The 21,047-nt window shown below is 71.3% G+C and carries 21 protein-coding genes; 20 read left to right on the top strand and 1 reads right to left on the bottom strand.

What is annotated here, in order from left to right; genetic code table 11:
* The first annotated feature begins 4 nt into the window (after positions 1–4).
* From AC4OXY_RS13205 to nusB, 8 genes are all read left to right on the top strand, one after another.
* Positions 5–844 carry a shikimate dehydrogenase gene (locus AC4OXY_RS13205; RefSeq protein WP_356036830.1) on the top strand — a complete coding sequence of 280 codons (840 nt, stop codon included), beginning with the start codon at positions 5–7 and terminating at the stop codon, positions 842–844.
* 167 nt (positions 845–1,011) lie between these two features.
* Positions 1,012–2,196 carry a chorismate synthase gene (gene aroC / locus AC4OXY_RS13200; protein WP_356036828.1) on the top strand — a complete coding sequence of 395 codons (1,185 nt, stop codon included), beginning with the start codon at positions 1,012–1,014 and terminating at the stop codon, positions 2,194–2,196.
* A 32-nt stretch (positions 2,197–2,228) separates the two neighbouring features.
* Positions 2,229–2,711, top strand: coding sequence for a shikimate kinase (locus AC4OXY_RS13195; RefSeq protein WP_356036855.1), 483 nt, complete (start codon positions 2,229–2,231; stop codon positions 2,709–2,711).
* Positions 2,708–3,799: a 3-dehydroquinate synthase gene (aroB, locus tag AC4OXY_RS13190; RefSeq protein WP_376288931.1), complete on the top strand. Its 1,092-nt coding sequence runs from the start codon at positions 2,708–2,710 to the stop codon at positions 3,797–3,799. Before AC4OXY_RS13195 ends, aroB begins: the two co-directional genes overlap by 4 nt.
* Positions 3,800–4,018: 219 nt before the next feature.
* Positions 4,019–4,909, top strand: coding sequence for a Pro-rich N-terminal domain-containing protein (locus AC4OXY_RS13185; RefSeq protein ID WP_356036824.1), 891 nt, complete (start codon positions 4,019–4,021; stop codon positions 4,907–4,909).
* Positions 4,910–4,986: 77 nt separating this feature from the next.
* Complete coding sequence (locus AC4OXY_RS13180; protein ID WP_356036821.1) at positions 4,987–6,105, top strand: aminopeptidase P family protein; 1,119 nt, start codon at positions 4,987–4,989, stop codon at positions 6,103–6,105.
* 44 nt (positions 6,106–6,149) lie between these two features.
* Positions 6,150–6,716, top strand: a complete 567-nt coding sequence (efp, locus tag AC4OXY_RS13175) for an elongation factor P (protein ID WP_071378290.1) — start codon at positions 6,150–6,152, stop codon at positions 6,714–6,716.
* A 2-nt stretch (positions 6,717–6,718) separates the two neighbouring features.
* The gene (nusB, locus tag AC4OXY_RS13170; protein ID WP_356036818.1) at positions 6,719–7,153 is read left to right on the top strand and encodes a transcription antitermination factor NusB; all 435 of its coding nucleotides are present in this window, start codon (positions 6,719–6,721) and stop codon (positions 7,151–7,153) included.
* A 154-nt stretch (positions 7,154–7,307) separates the two neighbouring features.
* Here nusB and bldD read toward each other — a convergent pair whose 3' ends face one another.
* Positions 7,308–7,811 (bottom strand): transcriptional regulator BldD, encoded by a 504-nt coding sequence (bldD, locus tag AC4OXY_RS13165; protein WP_014671524.1) that lies wholly within the window; start codon positions 7,809–7,811, stop codon positions 7,308–7,310.
* Positions 7,812–8,076: 265 nt separating this feature from the next.
* Between bldD and pyrR the strand changes: the two genes are divergently transcribed.
* The 12 genes from pyrR (at position 8,077) to coaBC (ending at position 20,917) form a co-directional block, all read left to right on the top strand.
* On the top strand, positions 8,077–8,658 hold the full coding sequence (gene pyrR, locus AC4OXY_RS13160; RefSeq protein WP_356036815.1) for a bifunctional pyr operon transcriptional regulator/uracil phosphoribosyltransferase PyrR: 582 nt from the start codon (positions 8,077–8,079) through the stop codon (positions 8,656–8,658).
* A 92-nt stretch (positions 8,659–8,750) separates the two neighbouring features.
* Entirely contained in the window at positions 8,751–9,737 is a 987-nt protein-coding gene (locus tag AC4OXY_RS13155; protein ID WP_356036812.1) for an aspartate carbamoyltransferase catalytic subunit, read from the top strand.
* A 5-nt stretch (positions 9,738–9,742) separates the two neighbouring features.
* Complete coding sequence (locus AC4OXY_RS13150) at positions 9,743–11,029, top strand: dihydroorotase (protein ID WP_356036809.1); 1,287 nt, start codon at positions 9,743–9,745, stop codon at positions 11,027–11,029.
* Entirely contained in the window at positions 11,026–11,586 is a 561-nt protein-coding gene (locus AC4OXY_RS13145) for a PH-like domain-containing protein (protein WP_362822766.1), read from the top strand. The genes AC4OXY_RS13150 and AC4OXY_RS13145 overlap by 4 nt, the downstream gene beginning before the upstream one ends.
* The gene (gene carA, locus AC4OXY_RS13140) at positions 11,583–12,725 is read left to right on the top strand and encodes a glutamine-hydrolyzing carbamoyl-phosphate synthase small subunit (protein ID WP_356036804.1); all 1,143 of its coding nucleotides are present in this window, start codon (positions 11,583–11,585) and stop codon (positions 12,723–12,725) included. Before AC4OXY_RS13145 ends, carA begins: the two co-directional genes overlap by 4 nt.
* On the top strand, positions 12,718–16,026 hold the full coding sequence (gene carB / locus AC4OXY_RS13135) for a carbamoyl-phosphate synthase large subunit (RefSeq protein ID WP_356036801.1): 3,309 nt from the start codon (positions 12,718–12,720) through the stop codon (positions 16,024–16,026). The genes carA and carB overlap by 8 nt, the downstream gene beginning before the upstream one ends.
* A 76-nt stretch (positions 16,027–16,102) precedes the next feature.
* Positions 16,103–17,209, top strand: a complete 1,107-nt coding sequence (locus AC4OXY_RS13130) for a quinone-dependent dihydroorotate dehydrogenase (RefSeq protein ID WP_356036799.1) — start codon at positions 16,103–16,105, stop codon at positions 17,207–17,209.
* Positions 17,206–18,051 carry an orotidine-5'-phosphate decarboxylase gene (gene pyrF, locus AC4OXY_RS13125; protein WP_356036796.1) on the top strand — a complete coding sequence of 282 codons (846 nt, stop codon included), beginning with the start codon at positions 17,206–17,208 and terminating at the stop codon, positions 18,049–18,051. Before AC4OXY_RS13130 ends, pyrF begins: the two co-directional genes overlap by 4 nt.
* 299 nt (positions 18,052–18,350) lie before the next feature.
* The gene (locus AC4OXY_RS13120; RefSeq protein ID WP_003977346.1) at positions 18,351–18,674 is read left to right on the top strand and encodes an integration host factor; all 324 of its coding nucleotides are present in this window, start codon (positions 18,351–18,353) and stop codon (positions 18,672–18,674) included.
* Positions 18,675–18,746: 72 nt separating this feature from the next.
* Positions 18,747–19,304 carry a guanylate kinase gene (gene gmk, locus AC4OXY_RS13115; protein ID WP_356036793.1) on the top strand — a complete coding sequence of 186 codons (558 nt, stop codon included), beginning with the start codon at positions 18,747–18,749 and terminating at the stop codon, positions 19,302–19,304.
* A 38-nt stretch (positions 19,305–19,342) separates the two neighbouring features.
* Positions 19,343–19,615, top strand: coding sequence for a DNA-directed RNA polymerase subunit omega (gene rpoZ / locus AC4OXY_RS13110; protein WP_005319902.1), 273 nt, complete (start codon positions 19,343–19,345; stop codon positions 19,613–19,615).
* A gap of 99 nt (positions 19,616–19,714) precedes the next feature.
* The gene (gene coaBC / locus AC4OXY_RS13105; RefSeq protein ID WP_356036790.1) at positions 19,715–20,917 is read left to right on the top strand and encodes a bifunctional phosphopantothenoylcysteine decarboxylase/phosphopantothenate--cysteine ligase CoaBC; all 1,203 of its coding nucleotides are present in this window, start codon (positions 19,715–19,717) and stop codon (positions 20,915–20,917) included.
* Positions 20,918–21,047: the final 130 nt, after the last annotated feature.

Below are 21,047 nucleotides of genomic sequence, written 5' to 3'. Positions count from 1 at the left end.
ATCCATGGCAGTGAAGACGACTGACGCCCGCCGGGCGGCCGTTCTCGGCAAGCCCATCGGTCACTCCCTCTCCCCGGTGCTGCACCGGGCGGCGTACGACGAGCTCGGGCTCACCGAGTGGTCGTACGAGCGCTTCGAGGTCGACGAGGCCGCACTGCCCGGCTTCTTCGACACGCTCGGGCCGGAGTGGGCGGGCCTGTCCCTGACCATGCCGCTCAAGCGGGCGGTCATCCCGCTGCTGGACGAGATCAGCGAGACGGCCGCCTCGGTCGACGCGGTCAACACCGTTGTCTTCACCGAGGACGGCCGCCGCCGCGGCGACAACACCGATGTCCCGGGCATCGTGGCCGCCCTGCGCGAGCACGGCATCGCACAGGTCGACTCCGCCGCGATCCTCGGCGCCGGCGCCACCGCCTCCTCCGCCCTCGCCGCCCTCGCCCGGATCTGCACCGGCGAGATCACCGTCTACGTCCGCAGCGAGGACCGCGCCGCCGAGATGCGGCAGTGGGGCCAGCGGCTCGACGTGGACGTCCGTACGGCGGACTGGGCCGACGCCGGGCAGGCGCTGCACGCCCCGCTGGTCGTCGCCACCACGCCCGCCGGCACCACCGACGCCCTGGCCGCCGCCGTCCCCGAGCGCCCCGCGACCCTCTTCGACGTGCTCTACGACCCCTGGCCCACCGAGCTGGCGGCCCGCTGGTCCATGTTCGGCGGCGCCGTGGTCAGCGGCCTCGACCTGCTGGTCCACCAGGCCGTCCTCCAGGTCGAGCAGATGACCGGCCGCTCCCCGGCGCCGCTGGAGGCCATGCGGCACGCCGGTGAGAAGGCGCTCGCCGCGCACTGAGCGCCCGCCCGCGCGTCCGCTTGCTGGACCGGCGGCCGGACAACCGCGCCGGACGTGGGAGGATCAGAGGTGGCGTACCGGGGTCGCGCACCCGGTGACGCCGTCGCCGTACGCGAGGACGCGCGTACGCAGGGCAGTACCGGGCGCGAGCACTGAGGAGCAGACCGTTGAGCAGGCTGCGTTGGCTGACCGCGGGGGAGTCCCACGGTCCCGCACTTGTCGCGACGCTGGAGGGTCTTCCCGCCGGCGTGCCGATCACCACGGAGATGGTGGCGGACCACCTCGCGCGGCGGCGGCTCGGTTATGGCCGCGGTGCGCGCATGAAGTTCGAGCGGGACGAGGTCACCTTCCTGGGCGGCGTCCGGCACGGTCTGACCCTCGGCTCCCCGGTCGCGATCATGGTGGGCAACACCGAGTGGCCCAAGTGGGAGCAGGTCATGGCGGCCGACCCGGTCGACCCCGAGATCCTCGCCGGGCTCGCCCGCAACGCGCCGCTGACCCGGCCCCGCCCCGGCCACGCCGACCTGGCGGGCATGCAGAAGTACGGCTTCGACGAGGCCCGTCCGATCCTGGAGCGCGCCTCCGCCCGCGAGACGGCCGCCCGGGTGGCGCTCGGCGCGGTCGCCCGGTCGTACCTGAAGGAGACGACGGGCATCGAGATCGTCTCGCACGTGGTCGAGCTGGCCTCCGCCAAGGCCCCGCAGGGCGTCTACCCGACCCCGGCCGACGTCGAGAAGCTGGACGCCGACCCGGTGCGCTGCCTGGACGCGGACGCCTCCAAGGCGATGGTCGCGGAGATCGACCAGGCCCACAAGGACGGCGACACGCTCGGCGGCGTGGTCGAGATCCTGGCCTACGGCGTGCCGGTGGGCCTCGGCTCGCACGTGCACTGGGACCGCAAGCTGGACGCCCGGCTGGCCGGCGCCCTCATGGGCATCCAGGCGATCAAGGGCGTCGAGATCGGCGACGGCTTCGAGCTGGCGCGGGTGCCGGGCTCGCGGGCGCACGACGAGATCGTCAGGACCGACGAGGGCATCCGGCGGGTCTCCGGCCGCTCCGGCGGTACCGAGGGCGGCCTGAGCACCGGCGAGCTGCTGCGCGTGCGCGCCGCGATGAAGCCGATCGCGACCGTGCCGCGCGCCCTGAAGACGGTCGACGTGACCACCGGCGAGGCCACCCAGGCGCACCACCAGCGCTCCGACGTCTCCGCCGTGCCGGCCGCCGGCATCGTCGCCGAGGCCATGGTCGCGCTGGTGCTGGCCGACGCGGTCGCGGAGAAGTTCGGCGGCGACAGCGTGGCCGAGACCAGCCGCAACGTCCGGTCGTACCTCGACAACCTCCACATCCGGTGAGCACCGTGCCTGCGATCGTGCTGGTCGGCCCGATGGGCGTCGGCAAGTCCACCGTCGGGCAGCTGCTCGCCGAGCGCCTCGGCCTCGGCTACCGGGACACCGACGACGACATCGTCGCCGCCGAGGGCCGCGCCATCGCCGAGATCTTCGTCGACGAGGGCGAGCCCGCCTTCCGGGCGATCGAGAAGCGGGCGGTCGCCACCGCGCTGGCCGAGCACGAGGGCGTCCTCGCGCTCGGCGGCGGCGCCGTCCTCGACGCGGACACGCGCGCGCTGCTCACCGGGCAGCGCGTGGTCTACCTGTCGATGGACGTGGAAGAGGCGGTCAAGCGCACCGGCCTGAACGCCGCCCGCCCGCTGCTCGCGGTCAACCCGCGCAAGCAGTGGCGCGAGCTGATGGAGGCCCGGCGGCACCTGTACGCGGAGGTCGCCTCCGCCGTCGTCGCCACGGACGGCCGCACCCCCGAAGAGGTCACGCAAGCAGCCCTGGACGCACTGGAGTTGAAGAAGGCATGAGCGAGGCAGTCACCCGGATCCAGGTCGCCGGCACGGCGGGCACCGAGCCGTACGAGGTACTGGTCGGCCGCCAACTGCTCGGCGAGCTGGGCGGGTTGGTCGGCCCGAACGCCAAGCGGGTCGCGGTGATCCATCCGGAGGCGCTGGCCGAGACCGGTGACGCGCTCCGCGCCGACCTGGCCGAGCAGGGCTACGAGGCCATCGCCGTCCAGGTGCCGAACGCGGAGGAGGCGAAGACCGCCGAGGTCGCCGCCTACTGCTGGAAGGCGCTCGGCCAGTCCCATTTCACCCGCACCGACGTGATCGTCGGCGTGGGCGGCGGCGCGACGACGGACCTCGCCGGATTCGTCGCCGCCACCTGGCTGCGCGGGGTGCGCTGGATCGCGATCCCCACCACCGTGCTCGCGATGGTGGACGCCGCGGTCGGGGGCAAGACCGGCATCAACACCGCCGAGGGCAAGAACCTCGTCGGCGCCTTCCACCCGCCGGCCGGCGTCCTGTGCGACCTCGCCGCGCTGGACTCCCTCACGGTCAACGACTACGTCTCCGGGCTCGCGGAGGTCATCAAGGCCGGTTTCATCGCCGACCCGGTGATCCTGGACCTGATCGAGTCCGACCCCGAGGGCGCCCGCAGCCCGGCGGGCCCGCACACTCCCGAGCTGATCGAGCGCGCGATCCGGGTGAAGGCCGAGGTCGTCTCCTCCGACCTGAAGGAGTCGGGCCTCAGGGAGATCCTCAACTACGGCCACACGCTCGGCCACGCCATCGAGAAGAACGAGCGCTACACGTGGCGGCACGGCGCCGCGGTCGCCGTCGGCATGCACTTCGCCGCCGAACTGGGCCGTCTGGCGGGCCGGTTGGACGACGCGACGGCGGACCGCCACCGTACGATCCTCGAAGCCGTCGGCCTCCCGCTGCACTACCGCTACGACCAGTGGCCCAAGCTGCTGGAGACGATGAAGGTCGACAAGAAGTCCCGCGGCGACCGCTTGCGTTTCATCGTCCTCGACGGCCTGGCCAAGCCGACGGTGATGGAGGGCCCCGACCCGGCCGTCCTGCTCGCCGCCTACGGCGAGGTCGGACAGTAAGTACCCGACTGTTCCGTCCGTCCGTTTCCTGACCTCGACTTCCTTTGCGGAATGGGCACTTCGGGCCGCCCCCGGCCGTTTCACCAAACGACGGCCGGGGACGGTACCGTTCGGTGAAACAGCGGGGCCCACCCCCGCGACCAGCACCGATGGTCCGTCGCTCGCCCGTCGCGAGGGAGCGGCGATCGAGCCGAGGACGACGAGACGGAGTGGCAACGGATGCAGCACGCAGTGGGATCTCCGCTGCCGCCCCACCAGCCGGGGCAGGTGCCGCACGCCGGCTGGGCGTCGGCCGCACACCCCCACCCGGGCCCGCACCCGGGAGCCGTCCCCGTGCCAGCGCCGCCGGGCTTCCCGGCCCCCACCGGCGCCGTCCCGCCCACGCCCCCGCAGCCTCCCGCGCCCGTGCCCCCGGTCGTGCACCCCCCGGCCCCGCAGCACACCTCCGCGCCGCCCGCCCCCGAGACCACCGGCCATGTGCCGCTGCCGCCCGGCGGACCGGTCGGCGTGCCCGCGGCACCCCCGGCACAGGCCCCGGTGCCCGACCCGACGACCACCACCCTGGCCGTCCTGCTGATCGGCCCGGCGGGCGCGGGCAAGACCAGCGTCGCCAAGTTCTGGGCGGACCACCGCCGGGTGCCCACCGCGCACATCAGCCTGGACGACGTCCGCGAATGGGTCCGCTCGGGCTTCGCCGACCCCCAGTCCGGCTGGAACGACAACTCCGAGGCCCAGTACCGCCTCGCCCGCCGCACCTGCGGCTTCGCCGCCCGCAACTTCCTCGCCAACGGCATCTCCTGCATCCTGGACGACGCGGTGTTCCCGGACCGCCCGGTCGTGGGCCTCGGCGGCTGGAAGCGGCACGTCGGCCCCGGCCTGCTCCCGGTCGTCCTCCTGCCGGGCCTGGACATCGTCCTGGAGCGCAACGCCGAGCGCTCCGGAAACCGCCGCCTCACCGACGAGGAGGTGGCCCGCATCCACGGCCGCATGGCCGGCTGGTACGGCTCGGGCCTGCCGATCATCGACAACTCCCAGCTGGACGTCCCGGGCACGGCCCGTGTGCTGGACGAGGTCCTGGCGCGAGCCATCGCGAGTCCGCCGAGCTGGTAGCTCCCCCTGGCCTGCCCGCACCCCACTCGGCCGTTCTCAAATCGGCACAACCGCCGCAAAACTTCTACGCTCGTCTCATGTCAGAGGTGTACGCGACCCGCCGATCCCGGCTGAGAGACCACTTCACCGCGGCCGGCACCGCGGCAGCGCTCGTCACCCGTCCGGCGAACGTGCGCTACCTCGCCGCCGCGGCCCCGCGGGGCTCCGCGCTGCTGCTCGGCAGACGCGAGGACCTCCTCGTCTGCGCCGGCCCGCCCGACGACCGCGTGGGCGACGGCCGCCCGGACGAGAACCTGCGCCTGTACGTGCTTGCGCCGGACGGCGCCGGAGCCGGCGGCGACGCGGCGGTCGGGGCGGCGGACCTCGCCGTGGGCCAGGACGCCGACTCCCTGGCCGTGGAGGAGCACCACCTCACGGTGGCCCGGCACCGGGCCGTCTCCGCCGCCGCCCCCGCACTGCGCCTCACCGACCTCGGCGGAGCCGTCGAGCAGCTCAGGGTGGTCAAGGACGAGGAGGAGATCTCCTGTCTGCGCATCGGCGCCGAGATCGCCGACCAGGCCCTCGGCGAGCTGCTGGAGTCGATCCTGGTCGGCCGCACCGAACGGCACCTCGCGCTGGAACTGGAGCGCCGGCTGGTCGACCACGGGGCCGACGGCCCGGCCTTCCCCACCTCGGTGGCCACCGGCCCCCACTCCGGCCGGCGCGGGCACCGTCCCACCGACCGGCGCGTGGAGGAGGGTGATTTCCTCACCGTGTGCCTGGGCGCGGCCTACCGCGGCTACCGCTGCGAGATCGGCCGTACGTTCGTGATCGGCACGTCGCCCGCCGACTGGCAGGTAGAGCTGTACGACCTGGTCTTCTCCGCCCAGCGCGCCGGGCGCGAGGCCCTGGCGCCCGGCGCCGCCTGCCGCGACGTGGACCGTGCGGCACGCCATGTGCTGGACTCGGCCGGCTATGCGGAGGCCCTGTCTCCGCTCACCGGACACGGCGTCGGACTCGAAATCGACGAGGACCCGCAGTTGGCGCCCGCGGCCATGGGTAAACTGGACGCTTGCGTGCCGGTCACCGTCGAACCGGGGGTCCACCTCCCGGGCCGGGGCGGTGTCCGGATCGATGACACGCTCGTCGTGCGCCCCGAGGCGGACGGCGGACCCGAGCTACTCACCATCACGACCAAGGAGCTGCTCGCGCTCTAGCGCGTGCTCCTGGGTCGTACGTCAGTCCAGGAGATTCCGCAACCGTGGCTTCCACGAACGACCTCAAGAACGGTTTGGTGCTCAAGCTCGAAGGCGGCCAGCTCTGGTCCGTCGTCGAGTTCCAGCACGTCAAGCCCGGCAAGGGCCCGGCCTTCGTGCGCACCAAGCTGAAGAACGTGCTGTCCGGCAAGGTCGTCGACAAGACCTTCAACGCCGGCGTCAAGGTCGAGACCGCCACTGTCGACAAGCGCGACATGCAGTTCTCGTACATGGACGGCGAGTACTTCGTCTTCATGGACATGCAGACCTACGACCAGCTCATGATCGACCGGAAGGCCGTCGGCGACGCCGCCAACTTCCTGATCGAGGGCTTCGAGGCCACCGTCGCCACGCACGAGGGCGAGGTGCTCTTCGTCGAGCTGCCGGCCGCCGTCGAGCTGGTCATCGAGCACACCGAGCCGGGCGTCCAGGGCGACCGCTCCACCGGCGGCTCCAAGCCCGCCAAGCTGGAGACCGGCTACGAGATCCAGGTCCCGCTCTTCATCACCACCGGTGAGAAGATCAAGGTCGACACCCGCACGGGCGACTACCTCGGCCGGGTGAACAGCTAACCGTGGCTGCCCGCAACACGGCCCGCAAGCGCGCCTTCCAGATCCTCTTCGAGGGCGACCAGCGCGGCGCCGACGTTCTGACGGTCCTCGCCGACTGGGTCCGGCTGTCCCGGTCCGACACCCGGCAGCCGCCGGTCAGCGAGTACACGATGCAGCTGGTCGAGGGCTACGCCCAGCATGCGCGGCGCATCGACGAGCTGATCGCCCAGTACGCGGTCGGCTGGACGCTCGACCGGATGCCGGTCGTGGACCGCAACATCCTGCGGCTGGGCGCGTACGAGCTGATCTGGGTCGACGGGACCCCGGACGCCGTGGTCCTGGACGAGATGGTGCAGCTGGCGAAGGAGTTCTCCACGGACGACTCGCCCGCGTTCGTGAACGGCCTGCTGGGCCGTCTGAAGGAGCTCAAGCCGTCTCTGCGCCGGGACGAGGCGTAGAGCCCGTTACGACACGCCGGAGGGCCCACAGCGCGCCGCTGTGGGCCCTCCGGCGTTCCTGTCGCGCCCGCACACGGGAAACGCCGTCGGGGCAGCCGGAACCGTACGGTTCCGGCCACCCCGACGGCACGTTTCTGCGCAGGTGTGAAGCGGCTCAGGCCTCTTCGTGCGTGGCCACCGCGCGGCGCGCGTCCGCGTCCAGCACACCCCAGCTGATCAGCTGCTCGGTCAGGACCGAGGGGGACTGGTCGTAGATGACGGCGAGTGTGCGCAGGTCGTCCTGGCGGATCGAGAGCACCTTGCCGTTGTAGTCACCGCGCTGGGACTGGATCGTCGCCGCGTAGCGCTGGAGCGGGCCCGCCTTCTCGGCCGGCACGGTGGCCAGCCGCTCAAGGTCGAGGACCAGCTTCGGCGGGGGCTCCGCGGCGCCGCCCGGCGTCGTGCCCGGCAGGAGCTCCTGGACCGGGACACCGTAGAAATCGGCCAGCTCGGCAAGCCGCTGCACGGTCACCGCACGGTCGCCACGCTCGTAGGACCCGACCACCACGGCCTTCCAGCGACCCTGGGACTTCTCCTCGACACCGTGGAGGGAAAGGCCCTGCTGGGTGCGGATGGCCCGGAGCTTGGCCCCGAGCTGTTTGGCGTATTCGCTGGACATATAGCTCCCCGGACACTGTGTCGACGCGGCCGACTGGGTTGTCCACCGCGCGGCTGGTAACTCACTGTGAGGTTACGCAGCGTGACTCTTGCGCGTCAAGCCGAATGGTCCACACCGACGCTTCCGTGCCAGCGGCAGCCGGTTGGGCCGAGCGGGTGAAGGAGGGGGTGATCGGGGCCCACCTCATGACCTGCTACGGTAGATGGCGCAAATCCGACGTCCTTTAAGGTCCGTCCCGTGAGGCGGAGAAGGAGGTCCGTTTCGTATGGACAAACACGACTCGCCCGCCACCGCGCAGGCAACCGATGCGCGGCCCGTCCTTGAGGGCCCCGACATCGCGCGGGTGCTGACCCGCATCGCCCACGAGATCGTCGAGCGCGCCAAGGGCGCCGACGACGTGGTGCTCCTCGGCATCCCCACCCGCGGCGTCTTCCTCGCCCAGCGGCTCGCCGTCAAGCTGGCGCAGATCACCGAGCGCACGATCCCGGTCGGCTCGCTCGACATCACCATGTACCGCGACGACCTGCGCATGCACCCGCCGCGCGCGCTGGCCCGTACCGAGATCCCCGGTGACGGACTCGACGGCAAGCTGGTCGTCCTCGTCGACGACGTGCTCTTCTCCGGCCGTACGATCCGCGCCGCCCTCGACGCCCTGAACGACATCGGGCGCCCCCGCGCGGTGCAGCTCGCGGTCCTGGTCGACCGGGGCCACCGCGAACTGCCGATCCGCGCCGACTACGTCGGCAAGAACCTCCCCACGTCGCTGCGGGAGACGGTCAAGGTCCAGCTCGCCGAGGAGGACGGTCGCGACACCGTGCTGCTCGGTGTGAAGCCGGCCGACCAGTAGCAAGTCAGGCGCGCACGCCCGCTTCGGCGTACCCGCGTACGCAGCCGATTGCCCCAATTCTCCCGTTTGAACTGCCTTACGGAGCCTGACAGATGCAGCGTCATCTCATCTCGGCCGCCGACCTCACCCGCGACGACGCCGTCCTGATCCTCGACACCGCCGAGGAGATGGCCCGGGTCGCCGACCGGCCGATCAAGAAACTGCCGACCCTGCGCGGCCGCACGGTCTGCAACCTCTTCTTCGAGGACTCGACCCGGACCCGGATCTCCTTCGAGGCCGCCGAGAAGCGCCTCTCCGCAGACGTGATCAACTTCGCCGCCAAGGGATCGAGCGTCTCCAAGGGCGAGTCCCTCAAGGACACCGCGCAGACGCTGGAGGCGATGGGCGTGGACGCCGTCGTCATCCGGCATAGCGCCTCCGGCGCCCCGTACCGCCTCGCCAACTCCGGCTGGATCGACGCACCCGTCATCAACGCCGGCGACGGTACCCACCAGCACCCCACCCAGGCCCTGCTGGACGCCTTCACCATGCGCCGTCGGCTGATCGGCCGTGACGCCGGCCTCGGCAAGGACCTCACGGGCAGGCGCATCACCGTCGTCGGCGACATCCTGCACAGCCGCGTGGCCCGCTCCAACGTCGACCTGCTGCACACCCTCGGCGCCGAGGTCACCCTGGTCGCCCCGCCCACCCTGGTGCCGGTCGGCGTCGAGACCTGGCCCTGCGAGGTGTCGTACGACCTCGACGCCGTCCTGCCGAAGTCCGACGCGGTGATGATGCTCCGCGTCCAGCGCGAGCGGATGAACGCCGCCTTCTTCCCGACCGAGCGCGAGTACTCGCGGCGCTACGGCCTCGACGGCGAGCGCATGGCGAAGATGCCCGAGCACGCCATCGTGATGCACCCCGGCCCGATGGTGCGCGGCATGGAGATCACCGCCGAGGTCGCCGACTCCGAGCGCTGCACCGTCGTCGAGCAGGTCGCCAACGGCGTCTCCATCCGGATGGCCGTCCTGTACCTGCTGCTCGGCGGCAACGAGCCCGCCGTCACCCACACCCGCCCCACCGGCTCCGAGGAGAAGTAAGACCCATGAGCAAGATCCTGATCCGTGGTGCGAAGGTGCTCGGCGGCGAGCCGCAGGACGTGCTGATCGAAGGTGAGGTCATCGAGGCGGTCGGCACCGGCCTGTCCGCCGAGGGCGCGGAGGTCGTGGAGGCCGGCGGCAAGGTGCTGCTGCCGGGCCTGGTCGACCTGCACACCCACCTGCGCGAGCCCGGCCGCGAGGACTCCGAGACCGTGCTGACCGGCACGCGCGCGGCCGCCTCCGGCGGCTACACGGCCGTGTTCGCCATGGCCAACACCTTCCCGGTCGCCGACACCGCCGGTGTCGTCGAGCAGGTCTACCGGCTCGGCCGGGAGCACGGCTACTGCGACGTGCAGCCCATCGGCGCCGTCACCGTCGGCCTGGAGGGCAGGAAGCTCGCCGAACTGGGCGCCATGCACGAGTCGGCCGCCGGGGTCACCGTCTTCTCCGACGACGGCAAGTGCGTGGACGACGCCGTGATCATGCGTCGCGCCCTGGAGTACGTGAAGGCCTTCGGCGGTGTCGTCGCCCAGCACGCGCAGGAGCCGCGGCTGACCGAGGGCGCCCAGATGAACGAGGGCGTCGTCTCCGCCGAGCTGGGGCTCGGGGGCTGGCCGGCGGTGGCCGAGGAATCGATCATCGCCCGGGACGTCCTGCTCGCCGAGCACGTCGGCTCCCGCGTCCACATCTGCCACCTGTCGACCGCCGGCAGCGTCGAGATCGTCCGCTGGGCCAAGTCCCGCGGCATCGACGTCACCGCCGAGGTCACCCCGCACCACCTGCTCCTCACCGACGAGCTGGTGCGCACGTACAACCCCGTCTACAAGGTCAACCCGCCGCTGCGCACCGAGCGCGACGTGCACGCCCTGCGCGAGGCCCTGGCCGACGGCACGATCGACATCGTCGCCACCGACCACGCCCCCCACCCGCACGAGGACAAGGACTGCGAGTGGGCCGCGGCCGCCATGGGGATGGTGGGCCTGGAGACCGCGTTGTCAGTGGTCCAGGAGACCATGGTCGACACGGGCCTGCTGGACTGGGCCGGCGTCGCCGACCGGATGTCCGTCAAGCCCGCGCAGATCGGACAGGCCACCGGGCACGGCCGTCCCGTCTCGGCCGGTGAGCCCGCCAACCTCACCCTCGTCGACACGGAATACCGTGGTCAGGTGGACCCCGCGGGCTTCGCCTCGCGCAGCCGCAACACCCCCTACCAGGGGCGTGAGCTGCCGGGCCGTGTGACGCACACGTGGCTGCGGGGCAAGGCCACGCTCGTCGACGGGAAGCTCACGTGACACCTCTCATCCTGCTGGCCGAGGCCAGGAAGTCGGCCGACGTCACCGACTGGCCGGCCCGCATCGGCTGGCTCGTCGGACTCCTCCTGTTCATCGCGCTCGTCTACTGGCTGATGCGCGAGGGCTGGAAGTGGCGCGGCACGCTCCAGAGCGACCTTCCGGAGCCGCCCAGCGCGCCGGAGGAGACCGGCCCGGTGAAACTTGAGCTGAGCGGCCGCTACCACGGCTCCACCACCGCGGGGCAGTGGCTGGACCGCATCGTGGCCCACGGCCTGGGCGCCCGCAGCCGGGCCGAGCTGACCCTGACCGAGGCGGGCCTGGAGGTCGAGCGTCCCGGAGCGAACGACTTCTTCATCCCCGCCGCCGCACTGCGCGGGGCCCGGCTGGAGGCGGCCATCGCCGGCAAGGTCCTCCCCGAGGGCGGCCTGCTGGTGGTGACCTGGGCGCTCGGCGACAAGCTGATCGACTCCGGCTTCCGCTCCGAGCAGGCGGCCGAGCACACCGAGTGGGTCGACACCCTGAACCACATGATCAACGACACGGAAGGCGCACGATGACGACCTCCACCAGGGGAGCCGCCAAGGTTCCCGCCGTACTCGTCCTGGAGGACGGCCGGATCTTCCGCGGCCGCGCCTACGGGGCCGTGGGGGAGACCTTCGGCGAGGCCGTGTTCTCCACCGGCATGACCGGCTACCAGGAAACCCTGACCGACCCGTCGTACGACCGCCAGATCGTGGTCGCGACCGCCCCGCAGATCGGCAACACGGGCTGGAACGACGAGGACGACGAGTCGAGCCGCATCTGGGTCTCCGGCTACGTCGTGCGCGACCCCGCGCGCGTGCCGTCCAACTGGCGGGCCAAGCGCTCGCTGGACGACGAGCTGGTCGCGCAGGGCGTGGTCGGCATCTCCGGGATCGACACCCGCGCCCTCACCCGCCACCTGCGCGAGCGCGGCTCCATGCGCGCCGGCGTCTTCTCCGGCGAGGCGATCGCCCCCGAGGCCGAGCTGCTGGAGCGCGTGCAGGCCCAGCCCCGCATGAAGGGCCTGAGCCTGTACGAGGAGGTCGCCACCAAGGAGGCCTACGTCGTCCCCGCGATCGGTGCGAAGAGGTTCACCGTCGCCGCGATCGACCTCGGCATCAAGGGCATGACCCCGCACCGCATGGCCGAGCGCGGCATCGAGGTCCACGTCCTGCCCGCCACCGCCACGCCCGACGACATCTACGCCGTCGAGCCGGACGGCGTGTTCTTCTCCAACGGCCCCGGCGACCCGGCCACGGCCGACGGCCCGGTGGCCCTGATGACCGCCGTCCTGGAGCGGAAGACGCCGCTGTTCGGCATCTGCTTCGGCAACCAGATCCTCGGCCGCGCCCTCGGCTTCGGCACCTACAAGCTGAAGTACGGCCACCGTGGCATCAACCAGCCGGTCCAGGACCGCACGACCGGCAAGGTCGAGGTCACCGCGCACAACCACGGCTTCGCCGTGGACGCGCCGCTCGACCAGGTCAGCGAGACGAAGTTCGGCCGCGCCGAGGTCTCGCACGTCTGCCTGAACGACGACGTCGTGGAGGGGCTCCAGCTGCTCGACCAGCCGGCCTTCTCCGTCCAGTACCACCCCGAAGCGGCAGCGGGCCCGCACGACGCCGCCTACCTGTTCGACCGCTTCGTTTCCCTGATGGAGGGCCAGCGTGCCTAAGCGCACCGATATCCAGTCCGTCCTGGTCATCGGCTCCGGCCCGATCGTCATCGGCCAGGCCGCCGAGTTCGACTACTCCGGCACCCAGGCGTGCCGCGTGCTCAGGGCCGAGGGCCTGCGCGTCATCCTCGTCAACTCCAACCCGGCGACGATCATGACCGACCCGGAGATCGCCGACGCGACGTACGTCGAGCCGATCACCCCGGAGTTCGTCGAGAAGATCATCGCCAAGGAGCGCCCCGACGCCCTGCTGCCCACCCTGGGCGGCCAGACGGCCCTGAACACCGCGATCTCGCTGCACGAGAACGGTGTCCTCACCAAGTACGGCGTCGAGCTGATCGGCGCCAAGCCCGAGGCCATCCACAAGGGCGAGGACCGCGACCTGTTCAAGGACGTCGTGGAAGAGGTCCGGCGCAAGACCGGCCACGGCGAGTCCGCCCGCTCGGTCATCTGCCACTCCATGGAGGACGTCCTCCAGGGCGTCGAGACCCTCGGCGGCTACCCGGTCGTCGTCCGCCCGTCCTTCACCATGGGCGGCGCCGGTTCCGGCTTCGCGCACGACGAGGAGGAGCTGCGCCGCATCGCCGGCCAGGGCCTCACGCTCTCCCCGACCACCGAGGTGCTCCTGGAGGAGTCCATCCTCGGTTGGAAGGAGTACGAGCTGGAGCTGATGCGCGACAAGCACGACAACGTCGTGGTCGTCTGCTCCATCGAGAACTTCGACCCGATGGGCGTGCACACCGGTGACTCGATCACCGTCGCGCCCGCGATGACGCTGACCGACCGCGAGTACCAGATCCTGCGGGACATCGGCATCGCCGTGATCCGCGAGGTCGGCGTCGACACCGGCGGCTGCAACATCCAGTTCGCGGTGAACCCCGAGGACGGTCGCGTGATCGTCATCGAGATGAACCCGCGCGTGTCCCGCTCGTCCGCCCTCGCCTCCAAGGCCACCGGCTTCCCGATCGCGAAGATCGCCGCCAAGCTGGCCGTCGGCTACACGCTGGACGAGATCCCGAACGACATCACGCAGGAGACCCCGGCCTCCTTCGAGCCCACGCTCGACTACGTCGTCGTCAAGGCGCCGCGCTTCGCGTTCGAGAAGTTCCCGCAGGCCGACTCCACGCTGACCACCACCATGAAGTCGGTCGGCGAGGCCATGGCCATCGGCCGCAACTTCACCGAGGCCTTCCAGAAGGCGCTGCGCTCGCTGGAGAAGAAGGGCAGCCAGTTCACCTTCGTCGGCGAGCCCGGCGACAAGCACGGCCTCCTCGAACAGGCCGTACGGCCCACCGACGGCCGCATCAACACGGTCATGCGGGCCATCCGCGCGGGCGCCACCCCCGAGGAGGTCTTCGCGTACACGAAGATCGACCCCTGGTTCGTGGACCAGCTCTTCCTGATCAAGGAGGTCGCGGACGAGCTCGCCGAGGCCCCCGAGCTGACCGCCGGGCTGTTCGCCGAGGCCAAGCGGCACGGCTTCTCCGACCAGCAGATCGCCGAGATCCGCGGCCTGCGCGAGGACGTCGTCCGCGAGGTGCGGCACGCCCTCGGCATCCGCCCGGTCTACAAGACGGTCGACACCTGCGCCGCCGAGTTCGCGGCGAAGACGCCGTACTTCTACTCCTCCTACGACGAGGAGAACGAGGTCGCGCCCCGCGAGAAGCCGGCCGTCATCATCCTGGGCTCCGGCCCGAACCGCATCGGCCAGGGCATCGAGTTCGACTACTCCTGCGTCCACGCCTCCTTCGCGCTGAGCGACGCGGGCTACGAGACGGTGATGGTCAACTGCAACCCGGAGACCGTCTCCACGGACTACGACACCTCCGACCGCCTGTACTTCGAGCCGCTGACGCTGGAAGACGTGCTGGAGATCGTCCACGCCGAGCAGCAGGCCGGCCCGGTGGCGGGCGTGATCGTGCAGCTGGGCGGCCAGACCCCGCTGGGCCTCGCCCAGGCCCTGAAGGACAACGGCGTACCGGTCGTCGGCACCTCGCCGGAGGCCATCCACGCCGCCGAGGACCGCGGCGCCTTCGGCCGCGTCCTCGCCGAGGCGGGCCTGCCCGCCCCGAAGCACGGCACGGCCACCACCTTCGAGGGCGCCAAGGCCATCGCCGACGAGATCGGCTACCCGGTGCTCGTCCGGCCCTCGTACGTCCTGGGCGGCCGGGGCATGGAGATCGTCTACGACGAGACCCGCCTCGCGTCCTACATCGCCGAGTCGACCGAGATCAGCCCCTCCCGGCCGGTGCTCGTCGACCGCTTCCTGGACGACGCGATCGAGATCGACGTCGACGCCCTCTACGACGGCGAGGAGCTGTACCTCGGCGGCGTCATGGAGCACATCGAGGAGGCCGGCATCCACTCCGGCGACTCGGCCTGTGCCCTGCCCCCCATCACCCTGGGCGGCTACGACATCAAGCGCCTGCGGGCCTCGACGGAGGCCATCGCCAAGGGCGTCGGCGTGCGCGGCCTGATCAACATCCAGTTCGCGATGGCGGGTGACATCCTCTACGTCCTGGAGGCCAACCCGCGCGCCTCGCGCACCGTGCCCTTCACCTCGAAGGCGACCGCGGTGCCGCTGGCCAAGGCCGCCGCCCGGATCTCGCTGGGCGCGACGATCGCGGAGCTGCGCGCCGAGCGCCTGCTCCCGGCGACCGGCGACGGCGGCGAACTGCCGCTGGACGCGCCGATCTCCGTCAAGGAGGCCGTCATGCCGTGGTCGCGCTTCCGCGACATCCAGGGCCGCGGCGTCGACACCGTCCTCGGCCCGGAGATGCGCTCCACGGGTGAGGTCATGGGCATCGACTCGGTCTTCGGCACGGCGTACGCCAAGTCCCAGGCCGGCGCGTACGGCCCGCTGCCCACCAAGGGCCGCGCGTTCATCTCGGTCGCCAACCGCGACAAGCGCTCGATGATCTTCCCGGCGCGCGAACTGGTCGCGCACGGCTTCGAGTTGCTCGCCACCTCCGGCACCGCCGAGGTCCTCAAGCGCAACGGCATCAACGCCACGGTCGTGCGCAAGCAGTCCGAGGGCACCGGCCCGAACGGCGAGAAGACCATCGTCCAGCTCATCCACGACGGCGAGGTCGACCTCATCGTCAACACCCCTTACGGCACCGGCGGCCGCCTCGACGGCTACGACATCCGTACGGCGGCGGTGGCCCGTTCGGTGCCGTGCCTGACGACCGTCCAGGCCCTCGCCGCCGCCGTCCAGGGCATCGACGCCCTCAACCACGGTGACGTGGGCGTCCGTTCGCTCCAGGAACACGCGGAACACCTGACCGCGGCCCGCGACTAGCAGCCCTGAGGGGGACACCGGAAACGGTGTCCCCCTCTGTACGAGGACCCCCTGAGGACCCGAGGACTTTCCCGAGATGTACAAGCTCTTCTTCCGTCTGGTGTTCCGGCGGATGGACGCCGAGAAGGCCCACCACATGGCCTTCCGCTGGATCCGTCTGGCCGTGCACGTCCCCGTGCTGCGCACCTTCGTCGCGGCCGCCCTCGCCCCCCGCCACAAGGAACTGCGCACCGAGGCCCTCGGGCTGCGCATGCACGGCCCCTTCGGGCTCGCCGCGGGCTTCGACAAGAACGCCGTCGCGATCGACGGCATGGCGATGCTGGGCTTCGACCATGTCGAGATCGGCACGGTGACGGGGGAGCCGCAGCCCGGCAACCCCAAGAAGCGGCTGTTCCGCCTCGTCGCGGACCGCGCGCTGATCAACCGCATGGGCTTCAACAACGACGGCTCCCTGACCGTGGCGGCCCGCCTCGCGACCCGCGAGCCGGTCTTCAGGACCGTCGTGGGCGTCAACATCGGCAAGACCAAGGTCGTCCCGGAGGCGGAGGCCGTCGGCGACTACGTGAAGTCCGCCGAGCGGCTCGCGCCGTACGCCGACTACCTGGTCGTCAACGTCTCCTCGCCGAACACACCCGGCCTGCGCAACCTCCAGGCCACCGAGTCGCTGCGCCCGCTGCTGACCGCCGTGCGCGCGGCCGCCGACCGCACGGTCGCGAACCGCCGCGTCCCGCTGCTGGTGAAGATCGCCCCGGACCTCGCCGACGAGGACGTCGACGCCGTCGCCGACCTGGCCGTGGAGCTGGGCCTGGACGGCATCATCGCCACCAACACCACCATCGCGCGCGAGGGCCTCGGCCTGCGCTCCGCACCCTCGCTCGTGCAGGAGACCGGCGGCCTGTCCGGCGCCCCGCTCAAGGAGCGCTCCCTGGAGGTCCTGCGCCGCCTGTACGCGCGCGTGGGCGACCGGATCACCCTGGTGGGCGTCGGCGGCGTCGAGACCGCCGAGGACGCCTGGCAGCGCATCCTGGCCGGCGCCACGCTGGTCCAGGGCTACAGCGCCTTCATCTACGAGGGTCCCTTCTGGGCCCGCGCGATCCACAAGGGCCTCGCCGCGCGCCTGCGCACCAGCCCCTACGCCACCCTCGCCGACGCGGTCGGCGCCGACGTGAGGAAGCCCGCATGACCTCGATGGAGCCCTTCGGCGCCCGGCTGCGCCGCGTCATGGACGAGCGCGGCCCACTGTGCGTCGGCATCGACCCGCACGCCTCGCTGCTCGCCGGGTGGGATCTGAACGACGACGTGGCCGGTCTGGAGCGGTTCAGCCGCACGGTCGTCGAGGCCGTGGCCGACCGGGTCGCCGTGATGAAGCCGCAGAGCGCCTTCTTCGAGCGCTTCGGCTCGCGCGGCGTCGCCGTCCTGGAAACGGTCGTCCGGGAGGCGCGCGCGGCCGGCACGCTCGTCGTGATGGACGCCAAGCGCGGCGACATCGGTTCCACCATGGCCGGGTACGCGGAGGCGTACCTGCACCAGGACGCCCCGCTGTTCTCCGACGCCCTGACGGTCTCGCCGTACCTCGGCTACGGCTCGCTCAGCCCGGCCGTGGCCCTCGCCCGCGAGAGCGGCGCCGGCCTGTTCGTGCTGGCGCTGACCTCGAACCCGGAGGGCCCCGAGGTGCAGCACGCGGTGCGCGCCGACGGCCGCAGCGTGGGGGCGACCATGCTGGCCCACCTGGCCGCCGAGAACGCCGGGGAGGAGCCGCTGGGCTCCTTCGGCGCCGTCGTCGGCGCGACGGTCGGCGACCTGTCGTCGTACGACCTCGCGATCAACGGCCCGCTGCTGGCGCCCGGCGTCGGCGCGCAGGGGGCGACGGCGGCCGACCTGCCGAAGGTCTTCGGTTCGGCGCTGCGCAACGTCGTGCCGAACGTGAGCCGGGGTGTTCTGCGTCACGGTCCCGACACGGCGGCGGTGCGCGCGGCCGCGGAGCGTTTCGCCGAGGAGATTCAGGCCGTCGTCGCAGGTTCCTGACCCCTCCGATGTATGTCCGGGCAGGCGGCAGGTCGGCGACTTGAGTGTGAATACATCCTCAAATCGGGGGCATTATGTCTGAAATATCCGTCCTGGCGGAGGCTGACCAGGACTTTTCCGCTGTTCTCGCTGACTCTGGCGGACTTGCCCGCTAGTCTCCGAGCAGTGGGGGCACCTCCCGCGCCCTCAAGACAGTGGGGGAGAACGGGCAGCGTGTTGCTCGTGGCTCCCCAGGTGTGGGGCGACTAGGTTCCTCACCGGTCCGTATCCGACAGTTCGACATCCGAGGTGACGTAGGCGTGGCTCTTCCGCCCCTTACCCCTGAACAGCGCGCAGCCGCGCTCGAAAAGGCCGCCGCGGCTCGCCGGGAGCGGGCCGAGGTCAAGAATCGACTCAAGCACTCCGGCGCCTCCCTGCACGAGGTCATCAAGCAGGGCCAGGAGAACGACGTCATCGGCAAGATGAAGGTCTCCGCGCTGCTCGAGTCGCTGCCCGGCGTGGGCAAGGTCCGCGCCAAGCAGATCATGGAGCGTCTGGGCATCTCCGAGAGCCGCCGCGTGCGGGGTCTCGGTTCCAACCAGATCGCCTCCCTGGAGCGTGAGTTCGGCAGCACCGGCTCCTGAGTCCTGCTCCCCGGTCCACGGGGAGCAGACCGGGCGTCCCGGGCACCCCGGGATTGCTGGAATAATCGCTGCATGAGTGAACGTCCGCGGCTGACCGTGCTCTCCGGCCCCTCGGGGGTCGGCAAGAGCACGGTCGTCGCCCATATGCGCAAGGAACACCCCGAGGTCTGGCTCTCGGTGTCGGCCACCACCCGCAAGCCCCGCCCCGGCGAGCGGCACGGAGTCCACTACTTCTTCGTCACCGACGAGGAGATGGACAAGCTGATCGCCAACGGTGAGCTGCTGGAGTGGGCCGAGTTCGCCGGGAACCGCTACGGCACGCCGCGCGCGGCCGTGCTGGAGCGCCTGGAGAACGGCGAGCCCGTTCTGCTGGAGATCGACCTCCAGGGCGCCCGACAGGTCCGGGAGTCGATGTCCGACGCCCGACTGGTGTTCCTGGCTCCTCCCTCCTGGGAGGAGCTCGTGCGCAGGCTGACCGGCCGGGGCACCGAGTCGCCCGAGGTCATCGAGCGCCGCCTGGAGGCGGCCAGGACCGAGTTGGCGGCCGAGCCGGAGTTCGACATGACCTTGGTCAACACCTCCGTCGAGGACGTGGCGCGCGAGCTGCTAGCCTTGATGGACGTTGTGTGATCGTTCTCGATCTTTTTCCCTCTTTCGGAAGGTAGAGCGTGTCCTCTTCCATCACCGCGCCCGAGGGCATCATCAACCCGCCGATCGACGAGTTGCTTGAGGCCACCGACTCGAAGTACAGCCTCGTGATCTACGCCGCCAAGCGCGCCCGTCAGATCAACGCGTACTACTCCCAGCTCGGCGAGGGCCTGCTGGAGTACGTCGGCCCGCTCGTCGACACCCACGTGCACGAGAAGCCGCTCTCGATCGCCCTGCGTGAGATCAACGCGGGTCTGCTGACGTCCGAGGCCATCGAGGGCCCCGCGCAGTAGTACTTTCAGATCGCAGTTGACTTATCCACAGGCCCGGCAGGCATGCTGCCGGGCCTGTGGTGTGTGATGGTCCCGTAGGTTCCGAGCCGGGGAGAGACGGTGGACAAGCCGAAGGTCGTTCTGGGGGTCAGTGGCGGAATCGCCGCGTACAAGGCCTGTGAGCTGCTGCGCAGACTGACGGAGTCGGGTCACGACGTACGCGTCGTCCCCACCGGCTCGGCGCTGCACTTCGTCGGCGCCGCCACCTGGTCCGCGCTGTCGGGCAACCCCGTCTCGACGGAGGTCTGGGACGACGTCCACGAGGTCCCGCACGTCCGCATCGGCCAGGGCGCCGACCTCGTCGTCGTCGCGCCCGCCACGGCCGACACGCTGGCCAAGGCCGCCCACGGCCTCGCCGACGACCTGCTGACCAACACGCTCCTGACCGCCCGCTGTCCGGTCGTCTTCGCGCCCGCCATGCACACCGAGATGTGGGAGCACCCGGCCACCCAGGAGAACGTGGCCACGCTGCGCCGCCGCGGCGCCGTCGTCATCGAGCCCGCCGTCGGCCGGCTCACCGGGGTCGACACCGGCAAGGGCCGGCTGCCCGACCCGGCCGAGATCTTCGAGGTCTGCCGCCGGGTGCTGGCCCGGGGCGCCACCGAGCCCGACCTGAAGGGCCGCCACGTGGTCGTGTCGGCCGGCGGCACCCGCGAGCCCCTCGACCCGGTCCGCTTCCTCGGCAACCGCTCCTCCGGCAAGCAGGGCTACGCCCTCGCCCGCACCGCCGCCGCCCGCGGCGCCCGGGTCACGCTGATCGCGGCCAACACCGGCCTGCCCGACCCGGCGGGCGTGGACGTCGTCCCGGTCGGTACGGCGGTCCAGCTGCGCGAGGCCGTCGTGAAGGCGGCGGCGGACGCCGACGCGGTCGTCATGGCCGCCGCCGTCGCGGACTTCCGCCCGGCCGTCTACGCCGCCGGGAAGATCAAGAAGAAGGACGGCCAGGAGCCCGAGCCGATCGTCCTCCTGCGGAATCCGGACATTCTTGCGGAGATTTCCGCCGATCGTGCCCGGCCGGGGCAGGTGGTCGTCGGCTTCGCCGCCGAGACCGACGACGTCCTCGCGAACGGCCGCACCAAACTCGCCCGCAAGGGCTGTGACCTGCTCGTCGTCAATGAGGTGGGGGAGCGCAGGACGTTCGGCTCCGAGGAGAACGAAGCCGTCGTGCTGGGCGCCGACGGCAGCGAGACCGCCGTGCCGCACGGGCCCAAGGAAGCCCTGGCCGACACCGTGTGGGACCTGGTCGCCGAGCGCCTGCGCTGAGCCCCGGCGCGCCCCCGCGGACGCCCGCTGGGGGCGTGCGCGAGCACTTCTCGATCACCTCTCGATTCGCGTGTGGCGACCCTGGCCAACGCCACCGGGCATTGGGCAGAATGCCCGTGCCGCAGGTCAC

It is taken from the genome of Streptomyces sp. HUAS MG56, from assembly GCF_058673395.1.
Note: the sequence above shows the minus strand (reverse complement) of the source record. Positions and strands in the feature narration are given on the sequence as shown.

Coding starts and splice junctions, on each gene's coding strand:
- AC4OXY_RS13205 (WP_356036830.1), top strand. CDS start 5: ATGGCAGTGAAGACGACTGACGCCCGCCGGGCGGCCGTTCTCGGCAAG.
- AC4OXY_RS13195 (WP_356036855.1), top strand. CDS start 2,229: ATGGGCGTCGGCAAGTCCACCGTCGGGCAGCTGCTCGCCGAGCGCCTC.
- aroB (WP_376288931.1), top strand. CDS start 2,708: ATGAGCGAGGCAGTCACCCGGATCCAGGTCGCCGGCACGGCGGGCACC.
- AC4OXY_RS13185 (WP_356036824.1), top strand. CDS start 4,019: ATGCAGCACGCAGTGGGATCTCCGCTGCCGCCCCACCAGCCGGGGCAG.
- AC4OXY_RS13180 (WP_356036821.1), top strand. CDS start 4,987: ATGTCAGAGGTGTACGCGACCCGCCGATCCCGGCTGAGAGACCACTTC.
- bldD (WP_014671524.1), bottom strand. CDS start 7,811: ATGTCCAGCGAATACGCCAAACAGCTCGGGGCCAAGCTCCGGGCCATC.
- pyrR (WP_356036815.1), top strand. CDS start 8,077: ATGGACAAACACGACTCGCCCGCCACCGCGCAGGCAACCGATGCGCGG.
- AC4OXY_RS13155 (WP_356036812.1), top strand. CDS start 8,751: ATGCAGCGTCATCTCATCTCGGCCGCCGACCTCACCCGCGACGACGCC.
- AC4OXY_RS13150 (WP_356036809.1), top strand. CDS start 9,743: ATGAGCAAGATCCTGATCCGTGGTGCGAAGGTGCTCGGCGGCGAGCCG.
- carA (WP_356036804.1), top strand. CDS start 11,583: ATGACGACCTCCACCAGGGGAGCCGCCAAGGTTCCCGCCGTACTCGTC.
- AC4OXY_RS13130 (WP_356036799.1), top strand. CDS start 16,103: ATGTACAAGCTCTTCTTCCGTCTGGTGTTCCGGCGGATGGACGCCGAG.
- pyrF (WP_356036796.1), top strand. CDS start 17,206: ATGACCTCGATGGAGCCCTTCGGCGCCCGGCTGCGCCGCGTCATGGAC.
- gmk (WP_356036793.1), top strand. CDS start 18,747: ATGAGTGAACGTCCGCGGCTGACCGTGCTCTCCGGCCCCTCGGGGGTC.